This is a genomic window from Nocardiopsis sp. N85, from assembly GCF_028882275.1.
Taxonomy (GTDB): domain Bacteria; phylum Actinomycetota; class Actinomycetes; order Streptosporangiales; family Streptosporangiaceae; genus Nocardiopsis; species Nocardiopsis lambiniae.
Map to the genome: position 1 here is coordinate 632844 of NZ_JARBUT010000001.1, position 22268 is coordinate 655111.

Below are 22268 nucleotides of genomic sequence, written 5' to 3' on the forward strand. Positions count from 1 at the left end.
CCCGGTACGGGGAACACGGACGGGCGCCGCCCCCCGAGGGGGCGGCGCCCGTCGCCGTCGATCAGGCCTTGCGGAAGCCGAAGGCCACGCCGAACTCCTCCGATGAGGTGCGGTGCAGATCCGCACCGACCTCACCCGCCTTGAAGGCGTCCGCCAGCACCTCGCCGGCGATGGTCCCACCGTGCTCTGCGAGCGCCCGCGACGTGACCTCGTCGGTGGCCGTCCACCACACGTGGATGCGGTCCGACACGTCCAGGCCGCTCTGCTTGCGGGCCTCCTGGAGCATCCGGACCATCTCCCGGGCCAGACCCGCCCGACGCAGCTCCGACGTCAGCTCCAGGTCCAGCGCCACCGTCTCACCCGACTCCGAGGCGACCGCCCAGCCCTCACGCGGCTGCTCGGTGACCAGCACCTCGTCGGCGTTGACCTCCACCGGCTCGTCCTCGACCCGGACCCGCGCCCAGCCGGTCTCGCGCACCTGGCGCACCAGCTCCGCCGGGTCGGCCACCTGGATCGCCTTCGCGACCAGCGGCGTCCGCTTCGCGAACCGCTTGCCCAGCGCCCGGAAGTTCGGCTTGACCAGGTAGTCCACCAGGTCACCTCCGACCGACGACAGCGAGTCCAGCGACGCCACGTTCAGCTCGTCGGCGACCTGGTCGCGCAACTGCTCCGGCAGGTCCCCGAAACCCGAGGCGCCCACCAGGGCGCGCGCCAGCGGCTGACGGGTGCGCACCGCCGAGTCCACCCGCGCCGAACGGCCCAGCTCCACCAGCCGACGGGTCAACCCCATGTGCTCCGACAGGGCCGGGTCGATCAGGTCCTCGCGCACCTGCGGCCACGACGCCAGGTGCACCGACTCCGGAGCCCCCGGCCGCCGCAGCGCCGACCACACGTGGTCGGTCAGGAACGGCACGACCGGCGCCATCAACAGCGTCACCGTCTCCAACGCCTCGAACAGCGTCGCGAACGCCGCCGCGCCCTCCGGAGTGTCCGCCCCGCCCCAGAAACGGCGCCGCGACCGGCGCACGTACCAGTTGGAGACGTCGTCCACGAACGCGGTCAGGCGACGGCCCGCCGCGGTGGTGTCGAAGGCGTCCATCGCCGCCGTGACGTCGCGGACGACCTCGTTCAGCTCCGACAACAGCCACCGGTCCAACAGCGGCCGGTCCTGCGGCGCCGGCGCGTCCGCCAGCCGGGTGTGGTCCCAGCCCTCGCCGGCGTTCGCGTACAGGGTGAAGAACGACACGGTGCTGTAGTAGGTCAGCAGCACCTTGCGGACGATCTCCTCCAAGGCGGCGTGCCCCACCCGGCGGGCGGTCCACGGCGAACCACTGGCCAGCATGAACCACCGCAGCGCGTCGGCGCCGTGCCGGTCCATCACCGGGATGGGCTCCATGACGTTGCCCAGGTGCTTGCTCATCTTGCGGCCGTCCTCGGCGAGGATGTGACCGAGCACCACGACGTTCTCGAACGCGTTGCGGTCGTGCACCATCGTGTTGACCGCCAGCAGCGAGTAGAACCAGCCGCGGGTCTGGTCGATCGCCTCGGAGATGTACTGCGCCGGGAAGTTCTCCCGGAACACCTCCTCGTCGACGTGCGGCGCGCCCCACTGCGCGAACGGCATCGACCCCGAGTCGAACCAGGCGTCGATGACCTCGGGTACGCGCCGCGCCACCCGCTCCTCTTCGGGGAGGGACGGGTCGGCGTCCGGGTCGGGGATGACGATGTCGTCCACGTAGGGGCGATGCGGGTCCAGGTTCGACAGGTCCTGCCCGCTCAGCTCGCTCAGCTCCGCGAGCGAACCCACGCAGATCCGCCGCCCGTCGGGGAACTCCCAGATCGGCAGCGGGGTGCCCCAGTAGCGGTTGCGCGACAACGCCCAGTCGACGTTGCCCCGCAGCCACTCCCCGAAGCGGCCCTCCTTGACGTTCTCGGGCACCCAGTTCGTCGCCTGGTTCTGCGCGATCAGCTCGTCCTTGACGGCGGTGGTGCGGATGTACCAGGACGGCACCGCGTAGTACAGCAGCGCCGTGTGGCAGCGCCAGCAGTGCGGGTAGGAGTGCTCGTAGCTCAGGTGCCGGAACAGCAGACCCCGGTCCTTCAGGTCCCGCGTCAGCGTCCTGTCGGCCTCCTTGAAGAACACCCCGCCGACCAGGTCCAGGTCCTCCTCGAAGGCGCCGTCGGGGCGCACCGGGTTGACCATCGGCAGCCCGTAGGCGCGGGCCACCGCCATGTCGTCGGCACCGAACGCGGGCGCCTGGTGGACCAGACCGGTGCCGTCCTCGACGGTCACGTAGTCGGCGAGCACCACGTAGTGCGCGGGCTCGTCGAAGGGCACCAGGTCGAACGGGCGCCGGTAGGTCCAGCGCTCCATCTCATCGCCCTCGAAGGACTCCCCGGTGAGTTCCCAGCCCTCCCCGAGGACCTTCTCGAACAGCGGACGGGCCACGACCAGACGCTCGTTCCCGTCGGTGGCCACCACGTACTCCACGTCGGGGTGGACCGCCACGGCGGTGTTGGACACCAACGTCCACGGGGTGGTCGTCCACACCAACAGCGCGGTCGGGTGCTCGGGGGCGGCCAGCGGCCCCGACGTCACCGGGAAACGCACGTACACCGACGGGTCGGTGACGGTCTCGTACCCCTGGGCCAGCTCGTGGTCGGACAGGGTGGTGCCGCAACGCGGGCAGTAGGGGCTGATCCGGAAGTCGCGGACCAGCAGGTCCTTCTCCCAGATCCGCTTCAGCGCCCACCACACCGACTCCACGTACTGCGGGTCCATGGTGCGGTAGGCGTCGTCCATGTTCACCCAGTAGCCCATGCGCTCGGTCATCGCGGTGAACGCGTCGACGTTGCGCAGCACGGACTCGCGGCAGCGGGCGTTGAACTCGGCGATGCCGAAGGACTCGATGTCCTTCTTGCCGGACAGGCCGAGTTCCTTCTCCACGGCCACCTCGACGGGCAGGCCGTGGCAGTCCCAGCCGGCCTTGCGGTCCACGTGGTAGCCGCGCATGGTGCGAAAACGCGGGAAGACGTCCTTGAACGCGCGAGCCTCGACGTGGTGCACGCCGGGCTGCCCGTTGGCGGTGGGCGGGCCCTCGTAGAACACCCAGTTCGGGCCGCCGCGGGTCTGGTCGAGGGAGCGCTGGAAGACGTTCTCCTTCGACCAACGGTCGAGGATCTCGCGCTCCATCGCGGGCAGGTCGATCTGCGCGGGCAGCTGGGGTAGTGCGCGGGATGCGTCCGGCCGGGAGTCGTTGGCCACCGTCGTACCTTTCCATCAGGGGAGTTCCTGACGGAGGGACGAGGCCAGGGGCCCCGCGGTACCACCCTCCTTGGAGACCGTGTTCCGTCCGCGCGACGGCGGCCGGGGCGGTTCCCTCTTCGTTGTGCTTGTCGGGTCTACCGGGGACGCGCGGCGTCCCGTTCTTCCGACGGCTCCGGGGTGATCTTCGTGCCGGTCGTGCCCCCGGGCTCCCACCGCCCCCGGGTCGCTTGGACGGGACCGCGCTTCTAAGCTGTGTCCGTCCGGTCGGGGCCGGCACTACTCGTCCCCATCGACACCCGGGCCCAGGATAACGCAGTGCGGGGCGGAACCTCGCGCTTTTCTCGAAGGAGCGACGCCATGGCCGAGAACGTGCGCGGCACCGTCCTGGTGACGCTGTCGGATCGGGACGACGCCGAGGAACTGGCCGAACAGTTGGTCGAGCAGGGCTACGAACCGTGCCTGGTCCACCGGGACATGCTGGCCGGGGAGGACGACGCCGAGGACGCCGACTGGGTCATCGAGGTGCACACGGGCCCGCACGGCGGCCCGGCGGTGTTCGACGAACCGCACCTGGCCGCCCTCGCCGAGGACTACGGCGGCTTCGCCGCCGCCGAATAGCCCCCACCGGGTCGGAACCCGGCCCGGGAGGGCGTGCGCCCACGCGAGGCCGCCCGCGCCGCCCCCCGGGTGGTGCGCGCCGACGCCCGCGCCCGCCGCTTACCCGCCCCCCGGGTGGTGCGCGCCGACGCCCGCGCCCGCCGCTTACCCGCCCCACCGGGTGGGAGGACACCGGCGCGGTCACCGACATCCCGGACCCGCGCGGGGCCCGTCACCGGGCCCGGTCGTTGCCAAGGGGCCGGTGCTCGCCTAGGCTTCCCCGCACCACTCGCGGCTCCGCCCACGGGGGTGATCCCGCAGGTCGGCGGGGTTCGGGCGGGTGCCGCACGGTCGGGGGAGGCAACGCGATGAAAGCCACCGAGGCGGCGGATATGCCGGTGCTGCCGGGGGAGGACCCCTGGACGTCGGAGGAACTGGTCCGGGTCCGGGACCGACTGGAGAACGACATCGCCACGGCGCGCGAGGAGATACGCCAGGTCGAGCGACAGGTCGCCGAACGGCTCACCGACCCCGTCGAGGGGGCGGGGGACGATCCCGCCGACACCGGGGCCAAGGCCTTCGAACGCGAACACGAGCTGGCGTTGGCCTACAATACTCGTGACCTGCTCGCCGCGAGCGAGCGGGCGATCGAACGGATGCACGCGGGGACCTACGGGATCTGTGAGTCATGCGGTCGGCCCACCGGCAAGGCGCGCCTTCAGGCGTTCCCCCGGGCCACCCTGTGCGTCACCTGCAAACAGCGCGAGGAGCGCCGCTGACTGAGGTAGAGCCCTCCGGGGACAGCAACATGACCACGAACCGCAAGACGGGGATCCCCCCGCGCCGCTATCCGATGCTGGTGCTCATCGCGCTCACCGCCATCGGTGTCGACCTCCTCACCAAGGAATGGGTCCTGGCGACCTTCCACGAGGGTGAACGACTCGACGTCATCGGCAGCGTCGTGCAGTTCACCCTGGTGTACAACACCGGTGCCGCCTTCTCCATGGGCACCGACCACACCTGGGTGTTCTCCACCATCGCCACCGTCGTGGTGATCGCGATCGCCTGCTACGGCCTGCGCGTGCGCAGCGCCTGGTGGGCGGCCTCCCTCGGCCTGATGATGGGCGGGGCCGCCGGCAACCTGCTGGACCGGATCTTCCGCGAGCCCGAACCGTTCCACGGCGCCGTCGTCGACTTCGTCAAGGTGATGAGCTTCCCGGTCTTCAACGTCGCCGACTCCTGCGTGGTGGTCGGGGCGATCCTGGTCGTCGCGCTGACCTTCAAGGGACTCGACCCCGACGGCACCTGGGCGTCCGACAAGACCGAGGCGACCGTCGCCACCACCGACGACGCCGAGGGCGACACCGCCCCCGGTGACGACACGACCGAAGGGAAGGGCCAGTGAGCGACACCCGCAGCCTGCCCGTGCCCGACGGCCTGGAGGGCGACCGACTCGACGCGGCGATCGCCCGGCTGTTCGGGCTGTCCCGTACCCGCGCCGCCGAACTCATCGTCGACGGCAGCGTCCTGGTGGACGGCGCCGAGGCGGCCAAGTCCGACCGGGTCCACGCCGGCGCCTGGCTGGAGATCACCCTCCCGCCGCCGCCCACCGCGCCCGTGCCCCGCCCCGAGGCCGTGCCGGGCATGCGGATCGTGCACGAGGACGCCGACATCCTCGTGGTCGACAAACCCGTCGGGGTGGTCGCCCACCCCACGGTCGGATGGACCGGCCCCAGCGTCCTCGAGGGCCTGCTGGCCGCCGGCGTGCAGGTGGCCACCAGCGGTGCCGCCGAACGCCAGGGCATCGTGCACCGACTGGACGCCAACACCACCGGGCTGATGGTGGTGGCCAAGAGCGAGATCGCCTACAGCGTCCTCAAGCGCGCCTTCAAGGAGCGCAGGGTCGACAAGCGCTACCACACCCTGGTCCAAGGGCACCCGGACCCGCTGCGCGGCACCGTCGACGCCCCCATCGACCGGCACCCCGCCGGTGACGGCCGCTGGGCCGTGGTGGCGGGCGGACGCCCCTCGGTCACCCACTACGACACCCAGGAGGCGTTCCGGGCCGCCAGCCTCCTGGAGATCAGGCTGGAGACCGGACGCACCCACCAGATCCGGGTGCACATGTCGGCGCTGCGCCACCCGTGCGTGGGCGACGCGCTCTACGGGGCCGACCCCACCATCGCCGAACGCCTGGGCGTGCGACGCCAGTGGCTGCACGCGGTACGGCTCGGGTTCGATCACCCCACCGAGCACCGTCCCGTCGAGTACTCCAGCCCCTACCCGCAGGACCTGGAGCGCGCCATGGAGATCCTGCGCGAGGACTGAACCTCCCGCACGCACCGGACCTCCCGCACACACCGGGGCCCCGACCCGCACCGCGACCGCGAACGGTCCGGCGGCGGATCGGGGCCCCGCGTCGTTCCCGGCCCGGCCCCGGTCAGGCCGAGGGCGGCCGGACGGGCCGGGTACGGATCATCCCCTGGCACAGGGCCGCGCCGACGATGATGACCACCGCGCCCAAGGGCTGGTTCCAGGACAGGGACTCGCCCATCAGCGTGATCCCGGCGGCGATCGAGATGACCGGCACCACGTAGGTCACCGTGGTGGCCACCGTCGCACCCGCCTCCCGCACCACCGAGTACTGGAGGATGTAGGCCACCCCCGTGCCCAACACCCCCAGCACCACCACCGACGCCACGACCTGCCAGGTCACACCGGTGGGAACGTCGGTGGTCAAGGGCACCAGCACCGCCAGGGGGACGGCGGCCAGCAGCAGTTGCAGGGTGCTCAGCTCCAGCGCGCTGTGGGAACTGCCCGCCACGAACCGGCGCAGGTACGGGGTGCCGATCCCGTAGCAGGCGGTCGCGGCCACCACGAAGGCCATCCCGATCATGGCGTCGCGGTCGCTCACACTCACCTCTCCCAGGGAGTTCCACACCCCGAACACCACCAGCACACCCAGGAACCCGACCGCCAGACCCAGCACCCGGTCCCGGTCCGGGCGCCGCTCGTCGGCCAGCAGCACCATCGAGAAGGCCACCCCGAACAGCGGCGTCGCGGCGTTGACGATGCCCATCACCGCCGAGGGGATGAGCTGCCCCGCGTACCCGAACAGGGTGAAGGGGATCGTGTTGAGCAGGAGCGCGGCGACGGCCATGTGCGCCCACAGACGGGGCGAGGCGGGCCACCGGCCGCCGCGCAGCAGCATGACCACCAGGAGCGGCAGGGCGCCGGCGACGATACGGCCCAGGGACACCTGCATCGGCGCCAACGACTCGGCGGCCACCTTGATGAACACGAAGCTCATGCCCCAGATCAGGGCCAGGAGCGCGAACTTCGACCGCCAGTCGGCCAACGGGCGGCGGGTGTCGACGGGTGAGGCCTCGGACGGGGAGAGTACGGACATGGAACGGTTGTACCGTGATCCGATGTGTTAGGTCTACTTCGCATTTCTTAACGCGTGAGTTAGTGTCGCTTACATGCTCAGTGTCGACCGCCTCCGTGTCCTCCACGCCATCGCGGCACACGGTTCGCTCAGCGCAGCGGCCGAGGCCCTCCACGTCACCAACTCGGCCGTCTCCCAGCAACTCGCCAAACTCGAACGCGAGGTCGGCCAGTCCCTCGTCGAGCGCAACGGCCGGGGGGTGCGCCTCACCGACGCCGCCGAACTCCTCGTCGAACACGCCGCCCGCATCCTGTCCATGGTCCAACGCGCCGAAGCCGAACTGGAAGCGCACCGCGACGACGTCACCGGACACCTGCGCCTGTCCGCCACTCCCACCGCCGTGCGCGGCATCCTCCCCCAGGCCCTCAACTCCCTGCGCGAGGCCCACCCCCGGTTGCGGGTCGAACTCTTCGAAGAGGAACCCCGCGAAAGCCAGCAGTCCATCGCCCGCGGCGAGGTCGACCTCTGCATGGTCATCGACTGGAGGGGCTCCCCCCTCACCCTGCCCGACGGCATGAGCCGCGCCCCGCTCATGGAGGACGTCGGCGACATCGCCCTGCCCGCCGACCACCCCCTCGCCCACCGGGAGATCCTGGAGATCGACGAGATCCTCGACCTGCCCTGGATCAGCTGGTCGCGAGGGTCGATCTGCAACGACTGGCTCTACGACATGATCCGCTCACGCGGCGGCGAACCCCGCGTCATCCACAACGTCGAAGAACACCAGACCAAACTCGCCCTCATCGCCGCCGGAATCGGAGCCGCCGTCATGCCCCGCCTCGGCCGCGGACCCCTACCGGACGGGGTGCGCCTCGTCCCGGTCCAGCCCGCCCTCGTCCGCCAGGTGTACGCGTTCTGGCGCACCGACGCCTCCCGCCGCCCCGCCATCCGCGCGGCCGTCCGCGCCCTGCGCGACGCGGCCTCCGCCTACGACACCCGCCCCGTCCCCGTCTGCTGACCACGCACACCGGAACGGACCACCCGGACGCGGCGGGGACACCGCGCCCGGGCGCCGGTCAACGAGGGGCCTCCAACAGCTCGGACAGGGTGGCCACCGGGCTGATCACCTCCGGGTCCGTGCGCACGTCCACGAGGGTCGGCAGATCGGCTCCCACCGCCTCCCCCAAGGCCTTCACCAGCTCCTCCCTGGTGCGCACGGTCGCCCCCCGGGCCCCCAGGGCACGGGCCCACCCCGCCAGGTCCAACGGCCCACCGATCCGGGTGCCCGCCAACCGCCCCATCTCACGCGCCTGGTGCATGGCGATCGTGCCGTACAGACCGTTCTGGAACACCACGATCGTGATCGCCGCGCCCTCGCGCACCGCCGTCTCCACCTCCTGGCCGGTCATGAGCGCGCCGCCGTCACCGGCCACCGCCACCACGGTGCGCTCCGGCGCCGCGACCTTCGCGGCCACCGCCGCCGGCACCGCGTACCCCATCGCCCCGCTGGTGGGCGCCAACTGGGTGCCCGGATGGCGGAACCACCAACCCCGGTGGAGGAACGACGCGAAGTTCCCGGCGTCGTTGGTCACGATCGCGTTCTCCGGCAACGCCTCCCGCATCCCCGCGACGACCTGCCACGGGTGCATCCCCGGACCCCCGTGCGCCTCCGTCTCCTCCGGGACGGTCGCCGACTCCACCCACGTCCGCCGGGCCGTGCTCCAGTCCCGGTAAGGGGCCTGGAACGGGGCCTCGGCCAGCTCTCCCAGCGCCGCCCCGGCATCGGCGACCACCGACGACCACAGGTCGACGTGCGACCCCGGGCGGCCCGGATCGATGTCGATCCGGGCCACCCGGGCCCGCGTCGTATCGGGCAGCCGATACCCCTGGGTGGTCGTCTCGCTCAACCGGCACCCCACGACCAGGACCGCGTCGGCCTCCTCCAACGCCGCCAACGTCGCCGGCGGCGTCCCCAACCCCAGATGCCCCAGATAGAGCGGGTGATCGTTGGGGAACACGTCCTGCCGCCGCCACGCGGCGTACACCCCCGCCCCGAACCGTTCGGCCACCCGCACCAGATCCCCGCGCGCCGACCGGGCGCCCCCGCCCGCGATGATCACCGGGCGCACCGCGCGGGTCAGCCACGTCGCCAACCGGTCGCGTTCCGCCTCGCCCAACGGCGGACGCGACGGAGCCGGCGGCCGGGGCGTCCGACCGGCCGCGACCGGCGCCCCGAAAAGGTCCCCGGGCACCGCGATGGCGACCGGCCCCGGACGCCCGGACCGGGCCACCCGGATCGCCTCGGCGGTGACCTCGGCCAACCGGTCGGCCCGGTGCACGGTGGTGGACCACTTGGTGATCGGCGCGTAGAACGCGGTGAGGTCCACCTCCTGGAACGCCTCCCGGCCCAGCCGCTCGGTCTCGGCCTGGCCCAGGAACACGATCATCGGGGTGGAGTCCTGCATCGCGGTGTGCACCCCCACCGCCAGGTTGGCCGCCCCCGGGCCGCGGGTGGCCGCCGCCACCGCCGGGACACCGGTGAGCTTGGCGTCGGCCTCGGCCATGAACCCGGCGCCGTTCTCGTGCCGGGTGGAGATCAGGCGCATGGCGGGATGGCGGTCGATGGCGTCGGCGAGTTCCAGGAAACTCTCGCCCGGAACGGTGTAGCAGCGGCGGACGCCGGCCGCGGCCAGGACGTCGACCACCGCCTGCGCGGCCGTGCGGTCGGGGGGTGCGGTGCGGTGATCGGCTCTGGCCATGGGGGTGGGGTCCCTTCCATCGTCGCAAGGTCCACTCGGTGCGTCCGGGATCGGCCGGGCGTCTGTCGCCGACTCTGACAGGCGCGCCGAAGCCCGGTCAAGGAACGCCTTCCGCACCCGGGGACGACCGTCCGTCCGCACGATCCGGTCCACCGCGATCACACCACGGAACGATCGGGGAGGGGGTGGATTCCCCACGATCGCCCCGCCCGGCCCCACGGTCCGCGGACCCGTGCCGCGAGGGCCGCCACCGGGCGGCGCACGGGCCCGGCCCGAACGGCACGCACCCGCAATCGCCGTCGGTGCCACCGGGGGAGCGGTACGGACACCCCCGGCCGCCTCACAACCCCAGGGCCCGCAACCCGGCGGTGACACCGGCCGCGACCAGGACGACCACCAGGAACGGGGCGCGCAGCGCCAACGCCGCCACGGCCGCGCCCACCCCGCCCATCCGGGCCGTGTCCCACGCCAGGGTCTGCCCCTCACCGCGCAGCGCCTCCACGGCGATCAACGCCGCCAACAACGCCAACGGCACGGCGGTCGCGAACCGGCGCAGCCACACGTTGTCGAGCAACCGGCGGGGCGCGGCCAGCCCCGCGTACTTCAGCAGGTAACACCCGACCGCGGTGGCGATCAACGCGATCCACAGGGTCACGACCGCACCTCCTCGGTGTCGTCGGCGGTCTCGGCGGCCGGGGATTCCGGACCGATCAGGGCGATGAGCGCGGCCGAGGCGGCCAGCAGCACCGGCACCCCCGGCGGCAGCACCGGAGTGGCCGCGAGCGCCAGTCCCGCGCCCAGCCCGGCGATCAGCCGGGCGCGGGCACCGCCCTCGCGCAACCGGGGCCACAGCAGGGCCAGGAAGATCGCCGGGCCGACCGCGTCCAGCCCCCACGCGTCGATGTCGCTCACCCGCCGGGTGGCCAACGCGCCCACCAGCGTGGTGACCACCCACGACGCCCCCAGGACCACGAAGGTCGTCGTGAACGCCAGCCGGGCCGACGCCCGATCCGGTTGGGCCAGCGTCGCCGCGGTGGTCTCGTCGATGACCCCGTGCGCGGCCAGCGCGCGCCGCACACCGCCCCGCCACCCCAGCACATCGGCCAGCCGAAGGCCGTACAGGGTGTTGCGGGCGCCCAACAGCAGGGCCCCGAGCATCCCTGCGACGAGGTCGCCGCCGCCGGCGACCACACCGATCAACGCGAACTGGGACGCTCCGGTGAACATGAACGCACTGGTGAACACGGCCTGGGCGGGCGACAGCCCGGCGGCCACGGCGGCGGTGCCGAAGGCCAGACCGGCGGCGCCCACGGCGACACCGATCCCGAGGCCGTCGCGCACCGCGGGAGAACGCAGAAGGGAGATGGCTTTCACGTTCGCCCACGTTAGGAGAGGGGCGGGGAGCCGTCTTGTACGTTCTTGCGCCCGGCTCAGAGGACGGACAGCGCCCGCCGGTAGGCGCCCGGCGGCACCCCGAGGTGCCGGCGGAAGTGCCGGTTGAGGTGCGCCTGGTCGGTGAACCCCACCTCCACGGCCACCTCGCTCGGCCGGCGGCCGGCCACCAGCAGGGCGCGGGCGCGGTCCACCCGCACCTGGTTGAGGTAGGCGTGCGGGGGAAGCCCGTACGCGGCCGAGAACGCCCGGGACAGCGCGAAGGGGCTCAGACCCACCTCGGCCGCCAACTCCTCCAGGGTGGGCGGGCCGGTCAGCCGGGCCGCCAGGATCTCCCGGGCCCGGACCGCCTCGGGGCGGGCCGAACGCTCGCGGACCTCCGGGGGGCGTTCGCGTCCGTGGGAGCGCAGCAGCGTCGCGATCCCGCGCCGTACCAGGGAGGAGGAGCCCAGCCGGTCGCCGCGTTCGGCCGCCAGGTGCGCCGCGTGCAGGAGCCGGGACGCGTCGGGCGCGTCGATGCCCGACTCGGTGAACGCCGGGGTGCCCCGCAACCCCAGCTCCCGCGCGATGTCCACCACCACCTCCGGCTCGGGATAGAACACCCGGTAGGCCCAGCCCTCGGGGACGCCCGCGTGCCCGGTGTGCACCTCGTCGGGGGCGACCACGGCCAGCCCGCCCGGGCCCACCCGGGAGGTACCGCCCGGGTGGGTGTACTCCTCGATGCCGCCGGTGATGATCCCGAAGGTGTAGGTGGGGTGCGTGTGCCGGGTGAAGGTGGTGGTGACGAACCGGGCGGTGAGCATCTCGGTGCCCGGCAGCCCGGAGAAGCGCCAGTAACGCGCGTGCTCGGCGCGCGGATCCTCGGGGGCGGGGTGAACGACACTGGGCATGCCCATGCGCCCAGGTTAGTCGCCGGGGCCCGGACCCGGCCGGAGCGGTACTACGCTGCGGGCATGACCACTACCGAGATCCGCCCGGCGCGCGAGGAGCACGATCGCGCCGCCGTGTTCGTCATCCGGGGCGCCGTCTTCGTCGCCGAGCAGAAGGTGCCCATCGAGGAGGAGTGGGACGAGCGCGACCCGGCCGCCGAGCACCTCCTGGCCCTCGTCGACGGTGCGCCCGCCGGTACCGTTCGACTCGTCGACCAGGGCGACGGGACCGGCCTGCTCGGACGCATGGCCGTCCTGCCGGAGCGGCGCGGCGACGGCCTGGGGGCCGCCCTGGTGCGGGCCGCGGAGGACCGGGCCCGCGCACGCGGACTGCGCGCGGTGGAGCTGCACGCCCAGACCCACGCGCTGGGCTTCTACGAGCGGCTCGGCTACGCCGCGCACGGTGAGGAGTTCCTCGACGCCGGGATCCCGCACCGTCACATGGTCCGCGACCTCGCCTGACCCCGCGGACGCGTGCTCCCCGTCCTCCGACGGTGTGACGGGGAGCGCACGTGCGGGCGATGCCCGACCGGAATACAACCGAGTAGGATTCGGTTTGACGTTGGTGCCCCCCACCACCAGCCCACCCGCCGATCCGACGAGGAACACATGACGGTCAACACGCAGCCGGCCCCCCAACGCCCCGACCCCCGGGCCTTCGGACTCCCCGTCGTCGAACAGGCCGACATCCCCGCCGAGCTGCGCGACCTGGTGGCCCGCGTCCACACCCTCATCGACGTGGTCGCCAACACCGGAGCCGACACCGACACCCTCGCCGAGGCCGCCGCCACCATCGAGGACGTCACCGGCCGCCTCGACGTCGCCCGCCGCCAGATCGGCACCATGGTCCGCCGCGAACTCGACGACGGCACCGCCGAGCACGGCACCATCACGAACATCGTCGCCGGCGACACCAACCCGGCCGCCCCACCGCTCTTCCTCCAGCCCACCGCCGAGGGCGTGCGCGGCGAGGTCACCCTCGGCACCCTCTACCAGGGCCCGCCCGGACTCGTCCACGGCGGCTGGATCGCCGCCCTCCTCGACCAGGCCGTCGGCACCGCCTCCTCCCTGGCCACCTCACCCGGCCTCACCGCCAAACTCGAAGTGGACTACCGCAGGCCCACCCCCCTGTTCAACCCGCTGGAGATCACCGCCGAAGTGCGGCGCACCGAACGGCGCAAGGTCTTCGTCACCGGCCGCATCCGCGTCAACGGCGAGGTCACCGCCGAGGCGAACGCCATCATGGTGCGCGTCGAGATCCCCGAATAGGCGGGTCCCCGTGCACACACCCCACGGACGCGCTACCATCACGGACATGACCCACCGCTATCGCGTGTTTAACGAGCCGACGCTCCCGTCGGCCGTCGACACGTAGGCGGAAACGGGAACGTCGGCAACAGAGCACTCGGGCATCGCGCCCCGGTGCTCTTTCGCTTTCCAGGCGGCCGACACCCCCGCGCGGGACACCGTACGGCCGCACCCAACGCGACCGGAGGCCACCGTGCACGACCAGACCACCACCCCGTCCACCACCCACGAGATCGCCCGGCTGCGCGAACACATCGACGACGTCGACGCCCGACTCGCCGAACTCCTCGAACAGCGCGCCCTCATCGCCGCCCGGGTCCAACGGCTCAAGCCCGTCGGCTACTTCGCCGGCCGCGACATGGACCGCGAGCGCCGCCTCGTCGAACGCATGGCCCGACACGCTCCCCGCCTGGGCGCCGACCGGCTCGCCGCCATCATGGACAGCGTCATCAGCGCGGGACTGGCCGCCGCCGAGGAGGAGGCCGCCCGCCAACACCGACCGTGACCGGACGGCCCGGGCGGCCACCGTCCCGACGCGGCGAGGACGCGCGGCCCGGGCCCCATCCGAACCCCGGCCCCCGAAAGCCGCCCCGACCCGACCGTTCCGCGCACCCACGGGCCACCCGCCCTCCCCATGGGGCCGGGCACCCGGTCACGGCGCCACATCCACCCAGACGAGCCGGTGATCCGACCCCGGGAACGGACGCCCGACACCCGTGAGCCGCACCAACGGGTCGTCCAGAGCGGGCCAGAACACACCCCGAGCACCCACCGACGAACCCCGCGACGGCAACACGTAGTCCACCCTCAGGTGCCCCCGCCGCGTGTCCTCCGCGCACACCTCCCCATGCCCCACGGCGCACACCGCGCTCCCCACCCGGCCCCGGCCACCCTGGGAGCAGGGCAGCGGATCCACCACCCGGGGGTGCTCCAACAACCGGGTGATCGCCTTGGGCGGCGACGCGCCCTCCCGGGGATCGGCGTTGAGATCCCCGGCCACCACGAACGGCGCCCCCGGCTCCAGACCGCCGCGCACACCCGCGTCGTCCCGTATGTAGCCGTCCGCGCCGGGCGTCAGATAATCCACCCAGAACCGGACCTCGTCGTGATTGCGCAGCACGTTCCGCCGCTCCGGACCGTCGAACGCCGGCGGCGCCGGATGCGACGCCAACAGGTGCACCGGACGGCCCCACCCCGGATCCACCGGCAGGTCCCAGTGGCTCTTGGACGACAACCGGGCCACCGCCCGCGCCTCCGGCGAGAAGAACGGCCCCCCGGTCACCGGGTCCACCGGCAGCAGCGCACCGGGCATCTCCGCCCACCGCAACGACCGGAACGTGCGCGCCCGCGCCACGTCCAACGGGTACCGCGAGAACACCGCCATCCCGTACTGGCCGGGAAACCGCCCGAACCCCAACGCGTCCTCGGCGTAGGCGACGCTCCCCGGCTCCGTCACGACCCGACCGTCGCCGTTGAGATCCACACCCGACGCCACACCCGTGTTCACCGGAGCCGTGTAGGCGTACGGGTAATCGACACCCTCCGCACCGTTCCACCCCCGCGCCAGATACCCCCGCGCGAACGACCGCAGGGCCCGCCCCGTGGGATCGTGGTCGAACTCGTTCACCAGCAGCACGTCGGGGCGCACCCGCTGCACGGTCTCGGCGATCACCCGCGCCCGCCCCCACCCCGCGGACGCCAACGCCCGCGCCATCCTTCCGGGCCGCCCTCGGGACAGGGCCGTGTTGAACGTCGCGAACCGCACCGACCCCTCGGGCACGGGCGGCGGCACCGACGGCGACACCGCCACGGCGGGCGGAGCGATCGGCGCGTCCTCGGTGACGAGGACCAGGGTGGCGGTCGAGGCCGGACGGAGAGAGGTCACCGACCCATCCTCGCGCCCACCGGGAAAAGCCCTTGCGCGAGGCGCCCGACTCCGCTTCCCTGACGGGCATGCCCGAACCCGACCTCCCCTTCCGCTGGGACGTGGAACGCGATCACACGGGGTCCCTCACCGAACCCGTGCGGCCGGACGGGACCTACGTGGACGCCCTCGTCGATTGCACGGCCAAGGTCCTGGCCCGCAGTGCGGACCGGGACCTGTACTTCGTCGGTCGTTCCCCGGACAGCCTGTACGACCTGCTCCACGGTGTCCTCGCCGACACCCCGCACCGCGACCGCGTCCACCGGCTGCCGCTGTCCCTGTACGGATGCGACGGCGGGAGCCTCACCCCGACCGAGCGCGCACAACTCCGGGTCAACCTGACCGCCCAGGGCATCACCCCGGCCCGGCTCGTCGGGGGTGGCCGGGCCATCGTGTTCTGCGACCTGGTCAACGAGGGGAGCACGTTCGAGAACCTGCACCGGGAGCTGACGGCCTGGGCCGACGACGAACGCGCGGACCGGAACCGGATCCGCGGCCGGATCGGCTACCTGGGGATCGTCGCCCGGGAGAAGACCAGCCCCAACACGTGGCGCTGGCGGCAGCACGCCCCCTGGGTGGAGGAGCTGCCGCCCCGCGCGGTGCGCAACGTGTCGATTCCCGGATGGCTGTGGGGCTTCCTGGGGAACGTCCAGCCCAAGACGGAACCGTCGTTCCGCCGCACCCGCTGGGCCGATCCCGAGGTCGCCCGCCCACGCCACGACGAGAGGACCCGCGCCGCCCTGTCGGCCGCGGTCGCCCTCCACGAGCGGGGGCGCGACCCGGAGGTCCGCGACGCGTTCCGGCGGGTGCTCACCGCCGAACCCGCCTTCCGCGAACCCTGGCTGCGCACCCTCGCCCACACCCTCCGTTCCTGACCCCCGCCACAGAGAGCCACCCCTCCGGCGCCGGGGCCACCCGGCAGACATGGACAGAGGTGTCTCCGCGGCGGCATGCCCGTCCCGCTCGACGCCACCCATTCCTGTTCACCGCGTGATCTGCGGATTCATGTCCGAAACGCCGGGCCGACCTGTGGGTGTCCGTGGGCAGGCGGCATTCGCTGTGGGCACGACCGGAGAGATCGTGACCGGGTGACCGGACCCGGTCTGCGGAAACCCCCACCAAGGGTGACCGCGAAACCACGTCGGCAAGGCCGGTCCGTTGAGACCGGCTCCGCGGCCACCCCCCACCCCCTGGCGGAGCGCCTGCCATGCCCGAACTGCGTATCGTCCCGGAAGAGGAGCCCGAGCCGCGTGCGGCGTCGCCGGCGCTGAGGTACCACGCCACCGAACTCGAACGCCATAGCGAGGCCGCCGGGCCGACTCGGGCCCGGCTCGCGGATCCCATCCCGTACCCGAAGTCCATGATCTCGATGGTGGAGACCGCCCAACGGTCGCCCCTGGAGGCCCGAGAGGGCGACAAGGTCGCCTCCGGGTTCACCGAACTCTGTGATGAGGTGCCGAGAACCGGGGGAGCCCTCGGCCGGATAAGGCCACTTGTGGAAAACCGGGGGAGGGGTGGTCGCGGATCGTATGGTGTGGTCATGGTGGAGAACAGGGAGCACGTGGACGAACCGGCCGGGTACACCTCGGTCGATGTCGCGCTGCGCGCCGCCGTCGAAGCCGTCGACCGGGCACTCGGCGGACCGGTGCCCCCCGGGGGCGAGGCCCGGGTATTGGACCTGATCACCGCCGTCCACCGCCACATGGACGCCATCGAGCACCGCGCCCTGGTCGCGCTGGCCGGTGTACAGGCACGAGGATGCCTCCTGGAGGTGGGAGGACAGCGCACCATGGCCGCCTGGATGACCCACGCCTACGGCATCTCCTCCCGTCGGGCCGCGGAAATGGAACTCCTGGCCCAACAGCTCCACCACGGACGGTTGCCCGACACCGAACAGGCCCTGGAACGAGGCGAGGTGTCCCTCGGCGAGGCCATCGCGATCGCCAAAGAGGCGGACAAGGCCGCCGCCCACGCCGACCACCTCAAAGAGACCCTCGCCGACGGCCACACCGAACGGATCTCCCCCGAGGAGGCGCGCAGGACGATCGAGGCCTCCGTCCTCGCCGCCCGGGAGAACAGCGAGACGCTGTCGGTGGCGCGGATCCACCGTCTCGGCAACCGGCTACGGGCCTCCCTGGCACCGGACCGCCTGGAGGAGGACCACGCCTGGGCGCACGCCGGACGCGGAGCCCGGTTGACCACCACCCACGACGGAGCCTTCCGATTCGAGGTATGGGGAGCGGCCGCCGACGCCACCCTGGTACGGGCCTGTCTGGACTCCTACACACCGCCCCCGCCCACCGGCCCCGACGCCCTCGTGACCCCGAGGACCGAGCGCACCTACGAGGCGTTCACCACCGCGATGGGCGTGGCCCACGCCCACCACGACTGCGCCGGCGTCGAAACACCCGTGGTGCGCTTGGACGTACTGGTGCCCGACACCGTGCTGGCCGGCGATACCACCGCCGGGGCGGCCGTGACCGACACCGGACGGGTGCTCCCCGTATCGGTGCTCCGTGAATGGTTGACACGCTCCACGATCCGCCCGTTGTTCGTCGACGGTGAGGGAGTGGTCAGGTACGTGGGAGAACGACGTCGACTGGCCTCCTCCGCGCTACGGGCGGCGGTCTTCAAGAACCACAGCGGATGCGCGTGGGAACAGGGATGCGACCTGCCGTTGCGGTGGTGTCAGACCGACCACATCGTGGAGTTCTTCCAAGGAGGACCCACCCGGGCCGACAACCTGCAACCACTGTGCTCCATGCACAACCGGCTCAAACACCGCCGGGCGCTGGCACGGGACCGGCACGGATACTGGGCCGGACGCCCCCACCGCGGCCACCGGGCCGACACCGACCGGGAGAGAAGACGGAGGAGATCGTCCGACACGGCGGGACGGTTCCCGGCGCCACCACCCGAGCCACCCCCGACCGCTCCGGTGCCCTGACCCGCGCCCTCGACCAGGTCACCCGACCCCGCCCGCACCCCGGTGCGCTCACCCGGCCGCCTCACCGCCCCCGGCATCGTCGACGCGGTCCGTCCCCGGGCCGTGGCGGATGCGCTTCGAGCGTCGTGGGAAAAGCGTAGGCTCAAGAGACACCACCCGTCCGCCCACCCTTCCGGGAGCACTCCACCCATGGCAGACTCCTTCGTCCACCTGCATGTCCACACCGAGTACTCCATGCTCGACGGTGCGGCCAAGCTCAAGCCTCTGTTCAAGGAGGCGGGGAGACTGAACATGCCCGCCGTGGCGATGACCGACCACGGCAACATGTTCGGGGCGTACGAGTTCTACCAACAGTCCAAAGGCACCGGGGTCAAGCCGATCATCGGCATCGAGGCCTACGTGGCGCCCGAGTCGCGCTTCCACAAGAAACGCGTGTTCTGGGGGCGGGCCAGCGGCTCCGACGACACCGCGGCCGAGGGCGGCAAGGACATCTCCGGCGGCGGACGCTACCTCCACATGACGATGCTCGCCCGCAACGCGACCGGGCTGCGCAACCTCTTCAAGATGTCGTCCCTGGCCTCCACCGAGGGCTACTACATGAAGCCCCGCATGGACCTGGACCTGATGTCCGAGAACAGCGAGGGCATCATCGTCTCCACCGGGTGCCCCTCCGGCGGCGTGCAGACACGCCTGCGACTGGGACAGGAGAAGGAGGCGATCGAGTACGCCGCCGGTCTCCAGGACATCTTCGGCAAGGAGAACGTCTTCCTGGAGCTGATGGACCACGGCGTGCCCATCGAGAAGGAGGTCCGCGACGGCCTCCTCAAGGTCGGCCGGGAACTCAAGATCCCGCCCCTGGTCACCAACGACTCCCACTACGTCTACGAGTCGCAGGCCGACGCCCACGACGCCCTCCTGGCGGTCGGCGTGGGCAAGAACCTCGACGACCCCACCCGGTTCCGGTTCAACGGTTCCGGCTACTACCTCAAGAGCGTCGACGAGATGCGCGGCCTGCTCACCTTCGACGAGTGGCAGGAGGGGTGCAGGAATACCCTCCTCATCGCCGAGCGCATCGACCCCAACGCCTACGACGAGGTGTTCGCGCACCGCCAGCTCATGCCCGAGTTCCCGGTGCCGGAAGGGGAGGACCAGGCCTCCTGGTTGGCCAAGGAGGTCGAGCGGCTGCTCAGGAGCCGCTACCCGGACGGGGCGAGCGACGAAGTGCGCCGCCGGGTCGACTTCGAACTCGGCATCATCAACGAGATGGGCTTCCCCGCCTACTTCCTGGTCGTCTCCGACATCTGCCAGTACGCCCGCAAGGAGGGCATCGCCCTGGGCCCGGGTCGTGGTTCGGCGGCCGGCTCGATGATCGCCTACGTCCTGGGCATCACCGACCTGGACCCCCTCGAACACGGCCTGCTGTTCGAGCGGTTCCTCAACCCCGAGCGCGTGTCCATGCCCGATATCGACCTCGACTTCGACGAGCGTCGGCGCGGCGAGATGATCGAGTACGTCACCCGACTGTACGGCGCCGAGCGCGTCGCGCAGATCCTCACCTTCGGCACCATCAAGGCCAAGGCGGCGGTCAAGGACTCCACCCGCATCCTCGGCATGCCCTATTCGGTGGGCGACCAGATCACCAAGGCGTTCCCCGCGGCCGTGGGCGGCAAGGAGATCCCGCTCGACGCCGTGTTCAACGCCGAGCACGAGCGGTACCCCGAGACCACCGAGCTGCGCAACCTCGTCGACAACGACCCCCAGGTCGCCAAGGTCATGGAGACCGCGCGCGGTATCGAGGGCCTGACCCGCGGCACCGGTGTGCACGCGGCCGGCGTCATCCTGTCCAAGGAACCCCTGATCGACGTCATCCCGCTGCACATGCGCGATGCCGACGGGGCCATCATCACCGGCTTCCCCTACCCTCAGTGCGAGGACATGGGGCTGCTCAAGATGGACTTCCTGGGCCTGCGCAACCTCACGATCATGGACGACGCGGTCAAGTCCATCAAGGAGGCCGAGGGCCTCGACATCGACCTCGCCCAGCTCTCCTTGGACGACAAGAAGACCTACCAGCTGCTCTCGCGTGGTGACACCCTGGGCGTCTTCCAGCTCGACGGCGGCGCCATGCGCAACCTCCTCAAGCGGATGGAGCCGAAGAAGTTCGGTGACATCGCGGCCGTCCTGTCCCTGTACCGGCCCGGCCCGATGGCGGCCAACGCCCACAACGACTACGCCGACCGGTCGAACGGGCGCCAAGAGGTCACCCCCATCCACCCCGACCTCAAGGACGCCCTGGAGCCGATCCTCGGGGAGACCTTCCACCTGCTCGTGTACCAAGAGCAGATCATGGCCATCGCCCAGCAGCTGGCCGGGTACACGCTGGGCGGCGCCGACCTGATGCGTCGCGCCATGGGCAAGAAGAAGAAGGAGGCCCTGGAGGCGGAGGAGGCCAAGTTCTTCCCCGGGGCCATGGAACGCGGCTTCTCCAAGGAGGCCGTGCAGGCGCTGTGGGACGTCATGCTGCCGTTCGCCGGCTACGCGTTCAACAAGTCGCACGCCGCCGGGTACGCCCTGGTCTCCTACTGGACCGCCTACCTCAAGGCCAATCACCCCGCCGCGTACATGGCCGCGTTGCTGACCTCGGTCAGTGACGACAAGGACAAGATGGCGGTCTACCTGGCCGAGTGCCGGGCTCAGGGCATCAAGGTGCTGCCGCCCGACGTCAACGAGTCGGGTCTGCGCTTCACTCCGGTGGGCAAGGACATCCGCTTCGGCATGGGCGCCGTGCGCAACGTGGGCGCCAACGTCGTCAACTCGATCATCAAGACCCGTACCGAGAAGGGCAACTACACGTCCTTCACGGACTTCCTGTCCAAGATCGAACTCGCGGCCTGCAACAAGCGGGTCATCGAGTCCCTCGTCAAGTCGGGCGCGTTCGACTCCCTCGGTCAGCCCCGTCGCGAGCTGTACCGTCACCACGAGGCCGCGGTGGACGGCATGATCAGCTCCAAGAAGCAGGAGGCGCACGGCCAGTTCGACCTGTTCGGCGGCGGGGACACGGACGGTGACGCCACCCCGATCGGATTGAACATCCAGTGGGGCGATGAGGAGTGGGACCGCAAGACCAAGCTGGCCTTCGAGCGGGAGATGCTGGGCCTGTACGTGTCCAGTCACCCGCTGGCCGGCGCCGAGCGGGTGCTGGCCCGTTCCCGGGACACCTCCATCGCCCAGATCGTCGCCGGTGAGATGAGCCGGGAGCGCAACGAGGTGCGCATCGCCGGGCTGATCTCCAAGGTGGAGAAGCGGGTGAACAAGGCGGGCAACCAATGGGCGATCGCCACCGTGGAGGACCTGGACGCCTCGATGGAGGTGCTGTTCTTCCCCAAGACGTTCCCGTTGTACGTGGACGCCCTCATCGAGGACACCGCGGTGACGGTCAAGGGCCGTCTCAACGACAGGGACGGTACGTGGTCGATGTTCGCCTCGGAGATGTCGATGCTGGACATCTCGCACATCACCGAGGGCGAACCCCCGGTGCTGCTGACGGTGGACGAGAAGCGGTTGACCCCGAACCTGGTCGATGAGCTGCGCCAGGTGTTGAGCACCCACAAGGGGGAGACCCCGGTGCGGATCCGGGTGGACAACCCGGTCCGTTCCAAGATCTTCGCGGTGGACCGCTACTCGGTGCGGATCTCCCCGGAGTTCAACGGTGAGATGAAGAGCCTGTTGGGGGCTTACGCGGTCGACTACTAGACC

General features: G+C 71.5%; 18 protein-coding genes. 11 read left to right on the forward strand and 7 right to left on the reverse strand.

Annotated elements, in window-relative coordinates; genetic code table 11:
* Positions 1–61 precede the first annotated feature (61 nt).
* Positions 62–3265 carry an isoleucine--tRNA ligase gene (ileS, locus tag PWG71_RS02635; protein ID WP_274807824.1) on the reverse strand — a complete coding sequence of 1068 codons (3204 nt, stop codon included), beginning with the start codon at positions 3263–3265 and terminating at the stop codon, positions 62–64.
* 360 nt (positions 3266–3625) lie between these two features.
* Here ileS and PWG71_RS02640 point away from each other — a divergent pair, with 360 nt between their 5' ends.
* From PWG71_RS02640 to PWG71_RS02655, 4 genes are all read left to right on the forward strand, one after another.
* The gene (locus tag PWG71_RS02640; RefSeq protein ID WP_274807825.1) at positions 3626–3886 is read left to right on the forward strand and encodes a hypothetical protein; all 261 of its coding nucleotides are present in this window, start codon (positions 3626–3628) and stop codon (positions 3884–3886) included.
* A 347-nt stretch (positions 3887–4233) separates the two neighbouring features.
* Entirely contained in the window at positions 4234–4644 is a 411-nt protein-coding gene (locus tag PWG71_RS02645; protein ID WP_274807826.1) for a TraR/DksA family transcriptional regulator, read from the forward strand.
* A gap of 29 nt (positions 4645–4673) precedes the next feature.
* On the forward strand, positions 4674–5270 hold the full coding sequence (gene lspA, locus PWG71_RS02650; RefSeq protein WP_274807827.1) for a signal peptidase II: 597 nt from the start codon (positions 4674–4676) through the stop codon (positions 5268–5270).
* On the forward strand, positions 5267–6193 hold the full coding sequence (locus PWG71_RS02655) for an RluA family pseudouridine synthase (RefSeq protein ID WP_274807828.1): 927 nt from the start codon (positions 5267–5269) through the stop codon (positions 6191–6193). Before lspA ends, PWG71_RS02655 begins: the two co-directional genes overlap by 4 nt.
* 112 nt (positions 6194–6305) lie before the next feature.
* Here the strand turns inward: PWG71_RS02655 and PWG71_RS02660 are convergent, their stop codons facing one another.
* On the reverse strand, positions 6306–7274 hold the full coding sequence (locus tag PWG71_RS02660) for a DMT family transporter (protein WP_274807829.1): 969 nt from the start codon (positions 7272–7274) through the stop codon (positions 6306–6308).
* A gap of 73 nt (positions 7275–7347) precedes the next feature.
* Here PWG71_RS02660 and PWG71_RS02665 point away from each other — a divergent pair, with 73 nt between their 5' ends.
* A complete protein-coding gene (locus PWG71_RS02665) occupies positions 7348–8271 on the forward strand; it encodes a LysR family transcriptional regulator (protein ID WP_274807830.1) in 924 nt (307 codons plus the stop codon).
* Positions 8272–8329: 58 nt separating this feature from the next.
* Here the strand turns inward: PWG71_RS02665 and PWG71_RS02670 are convergent, their stop codons facing one another.
* From PWG71_RS02670 to PWG71_RS02685, 4 genes are all read right to left on the reverse strand, one after another.
* Complete coding sequence (locus tag PWG71_RS02670; RefSeq protein WP_274807831.1) at positions 8330–10012, reverse strand: thiamine pyrophosphate-dependent enzyme; 1683 nt, start codon at positions 10010–10012, stop codon at positions 8330–8332.
* A gap of 340 nt (positions 10013–10352) precedes the next feature.
* Positions 10353–10667: an AzlD domain-containing protein gene (locus PWG71_RS02675; RefSeq protein WP_274807832.1), complete on the reverse strand. Its 315-nt coding sequence runs from the start codon at positions 10665–10667 to the stop codon at positions 10353–10355.
* Positions 10664–11386 (reverse strand): AzlC family ABC transporter permease, encoded by a 723-nt coding sequence (locus PWG71_RS02680; RefSeq protein ID WP_274807833.1) that lies wholly within the window; start codon positions 11384–11386, stop codon positions 10664–10666. Before PWG71_RS02680 ends, PWG71_RS02675 begins: the two co-directional genes overlap by 4 nt.
* 56 nt (positions 11387–11442) lie before the next feature.
* A complete protein-coding gene (locus tag PWG71_RS02685) occupies positions 11443–12300 on the reverse strand; it encodes an AraC family transcriptional regulator (protein ID WP_274807834.1) in 858 nt (285 codons plus the stop codon).
* A gap of 57 nt (positions 12301–12357) precedes the next feature.
* Between PWG71_RS02685 and PWG71_RS02690 the strand changes: the two genes are divergently transcribed.
* The 3 genes from PWG71_RS02690 to PWG71_RS02700 all read left to right on the forward strand — a co-directional run bounded on the left by PWG71_RS02690 (position 12358) and on the right by PWG71_RS02700 (position 14146).
* Positions 12358–12795: a GNAT family N-acetyltransferase gene (locus PWG71_RS02690; RefSeq protein ID WP_274807835.1), complete on the forward strand. Its 438-nt coding sequence runs from the start codon at positions 12358–12360 to the stop codon at positions 12793–12795.
* 147 nt (positions 12796–12942) lie between these two features.
* Entirely contained in the window at positions 12943–13602 is a 660-nt protein-coding gene (locus tag PWG71_RS02695) for a PaaI family thioesterase (protein WP_274807836.1), read from the forward strand.
* A gap of 232 nt (positions 13603–13834) precedes the next feature.
* Positions 13835–14146, forward strand: a complete 312-nt coding sequence (locus PWG71_RS02700) for a chorismate mutase (RefSeq protein ID WP_274807837.1) — start codon at positions 13835–13837, stop codon at positions 14144–14146.
* A gap of 147 nt (positions 14147–14293) precedes the next feature.
* On the opposite strand, the gene PWG71_RS02705 is transcribed toward PWG71_RS02700, so the two are convergent.
* Positions 14294–15526 (reverse strand): endonuclease/exonuclease/phosphatase family protein, encoded by a 1233-nt coding sequence (locus PWG71_RS02705; RefSeq protein WP_274807838.1) that lies wholly within the window; start codon positions 15524–15526, stop codon positions 14294–14296.
* A 68-nt stretch (positions 15527–15594) separates the two neighbouring features.
* On the opposite strand from PWG71_RS02705, the gene PWG71_RS02710 reads away from it, so the two are divergent.
* From PWG71_RS02710 to dnaE, 3 genes are all read left to right on the forward strand, one after another.
* Positions 15595–16440 carry a hypothetical protein gene (locus PWG71_RS02710; RefSeq protein ID WP_274807839.1) on the forward strand — a complete coding sequence of 282 codons (846 nt, stop codon included), beginning with the start codon at positions 15595–15597 and terminating at the stop codon, positions 16438–16440.
* A 332-nt stretch (positions 16441–16772) separates the two neighbouring features.
* Positions 16773–18512, forward strand: coding sequence for an HNH endonuclease signature motif containing protein (locus PWG71_RS02715; protein ID WP_274807840.1), 1740 nt, complete (start codon positions 16773–16775; stop codon positions 18510–18512).
* Between the two features lie 189 nt (positions 18513–18701).
* Positions 18702–22265, forward strand: a complete 3564-nt coding sequence (gene dnaE, locus PWG71_RS02720; protein ID WP_274807841.1) for a DNA polymerase III subunit alpha — start codon at positions 18702–18704, stop codon at positions 22263–22265.
* Positions 22266–22268 lie beyond the last annotated feature (3 nt).

What these genes read in the sequence shown, in the direction of transcription:
- PWG71_RS02640 (WP_274807825.1), top strand. Translation starts at nt 3,626, where the DNA reads ATGGCCGAGAACGTGCGCGGCACCGTCCTGGTGACGCTGTCGGATCGG.
- PWG71_RS02645 (WP_274807826.1), top strand. Translation starts at nt 4,234, where the DNA reads ATGAAAGCCACCGAGGCGGCGGATATGCCGGTGCTGCCGGGGGAGGAC.
- lspA (WP_274807827.1), top strand. Translation starts at nt 4,674, where the DNA reads ATGACCACGAACCGCAAGACGGGGATCCCCCCGCGCCGCTATCCGATG.
- PWG71_RS02660 (WP_274807829.1), bottom strand. Translation starts at nt 7,274, where the DNA reads ATGTCCGTACTCTCCCCGTCCGAGGCCTCACCCGTCGACACCCGCCGC.
- PWG71_RS02665 (WP_274807830.1), top strand. Translation starts at nt 7,348, where the DNA reads ATGCTCAGTGTCGACCGCCTCCGTGTCCTCCACGCCATCGCGGCACAC.
- PWG71_RS02670 (WP_274807831.1), bottom strand. Translation starts at nt 10,012, where the DNA reads ATGGCCAGAGCCGATCACCGCACCGCACCCCCCGACCGCACGGCCGCG.
- PWG71_RS02685 (WP_274807834.1), bottom strand. Translation starts at nt 12,300, where the DNA reads ATGGGCATGCCCAGTGTCGTTCACCCCGCCCCCGAGGATCCGCGCGCC.
- PWG71_RS02690 (WP_274807835.1), top strand. Translation starts at nt 12,358, where the DNA reads ATGACCACTACCGAGATCCGCCCGGCGCGCGAGGAGCACGATCGCGCC.
- PWG71_RS02695 (WP_274807836.1), top strand. Translation starts at nt 12,943, where the DNA reads ATGACGGTCAACACGCAGCCGGCCCCCCAACGCCCCGACCCCCGGGCC.
- PWG71_RS02710 (WP_274807839.1), top strand. Translation starts at nt 15,595, where the DNA reads ATGCCCGAACCCGACCTCCCCTTCCGCTGGGACGTGGAACGCGATCAC.
- PWG71_RS02715 (WP_274807840.1), top strand. Translation starts at nt 16,773, where the DNA reads ATGCCCGAACTGCGTATCGTCCCGGAAGAGGAGCCCGAGCCGCGTGCG.
- dnaE (WP_274807841.1), top strand. Translation starts at nt 18,702, where the DNA reads ATGGCAGACTCCTTCGTCCACCTGCATGTCCACACCGAGTACTCCATG.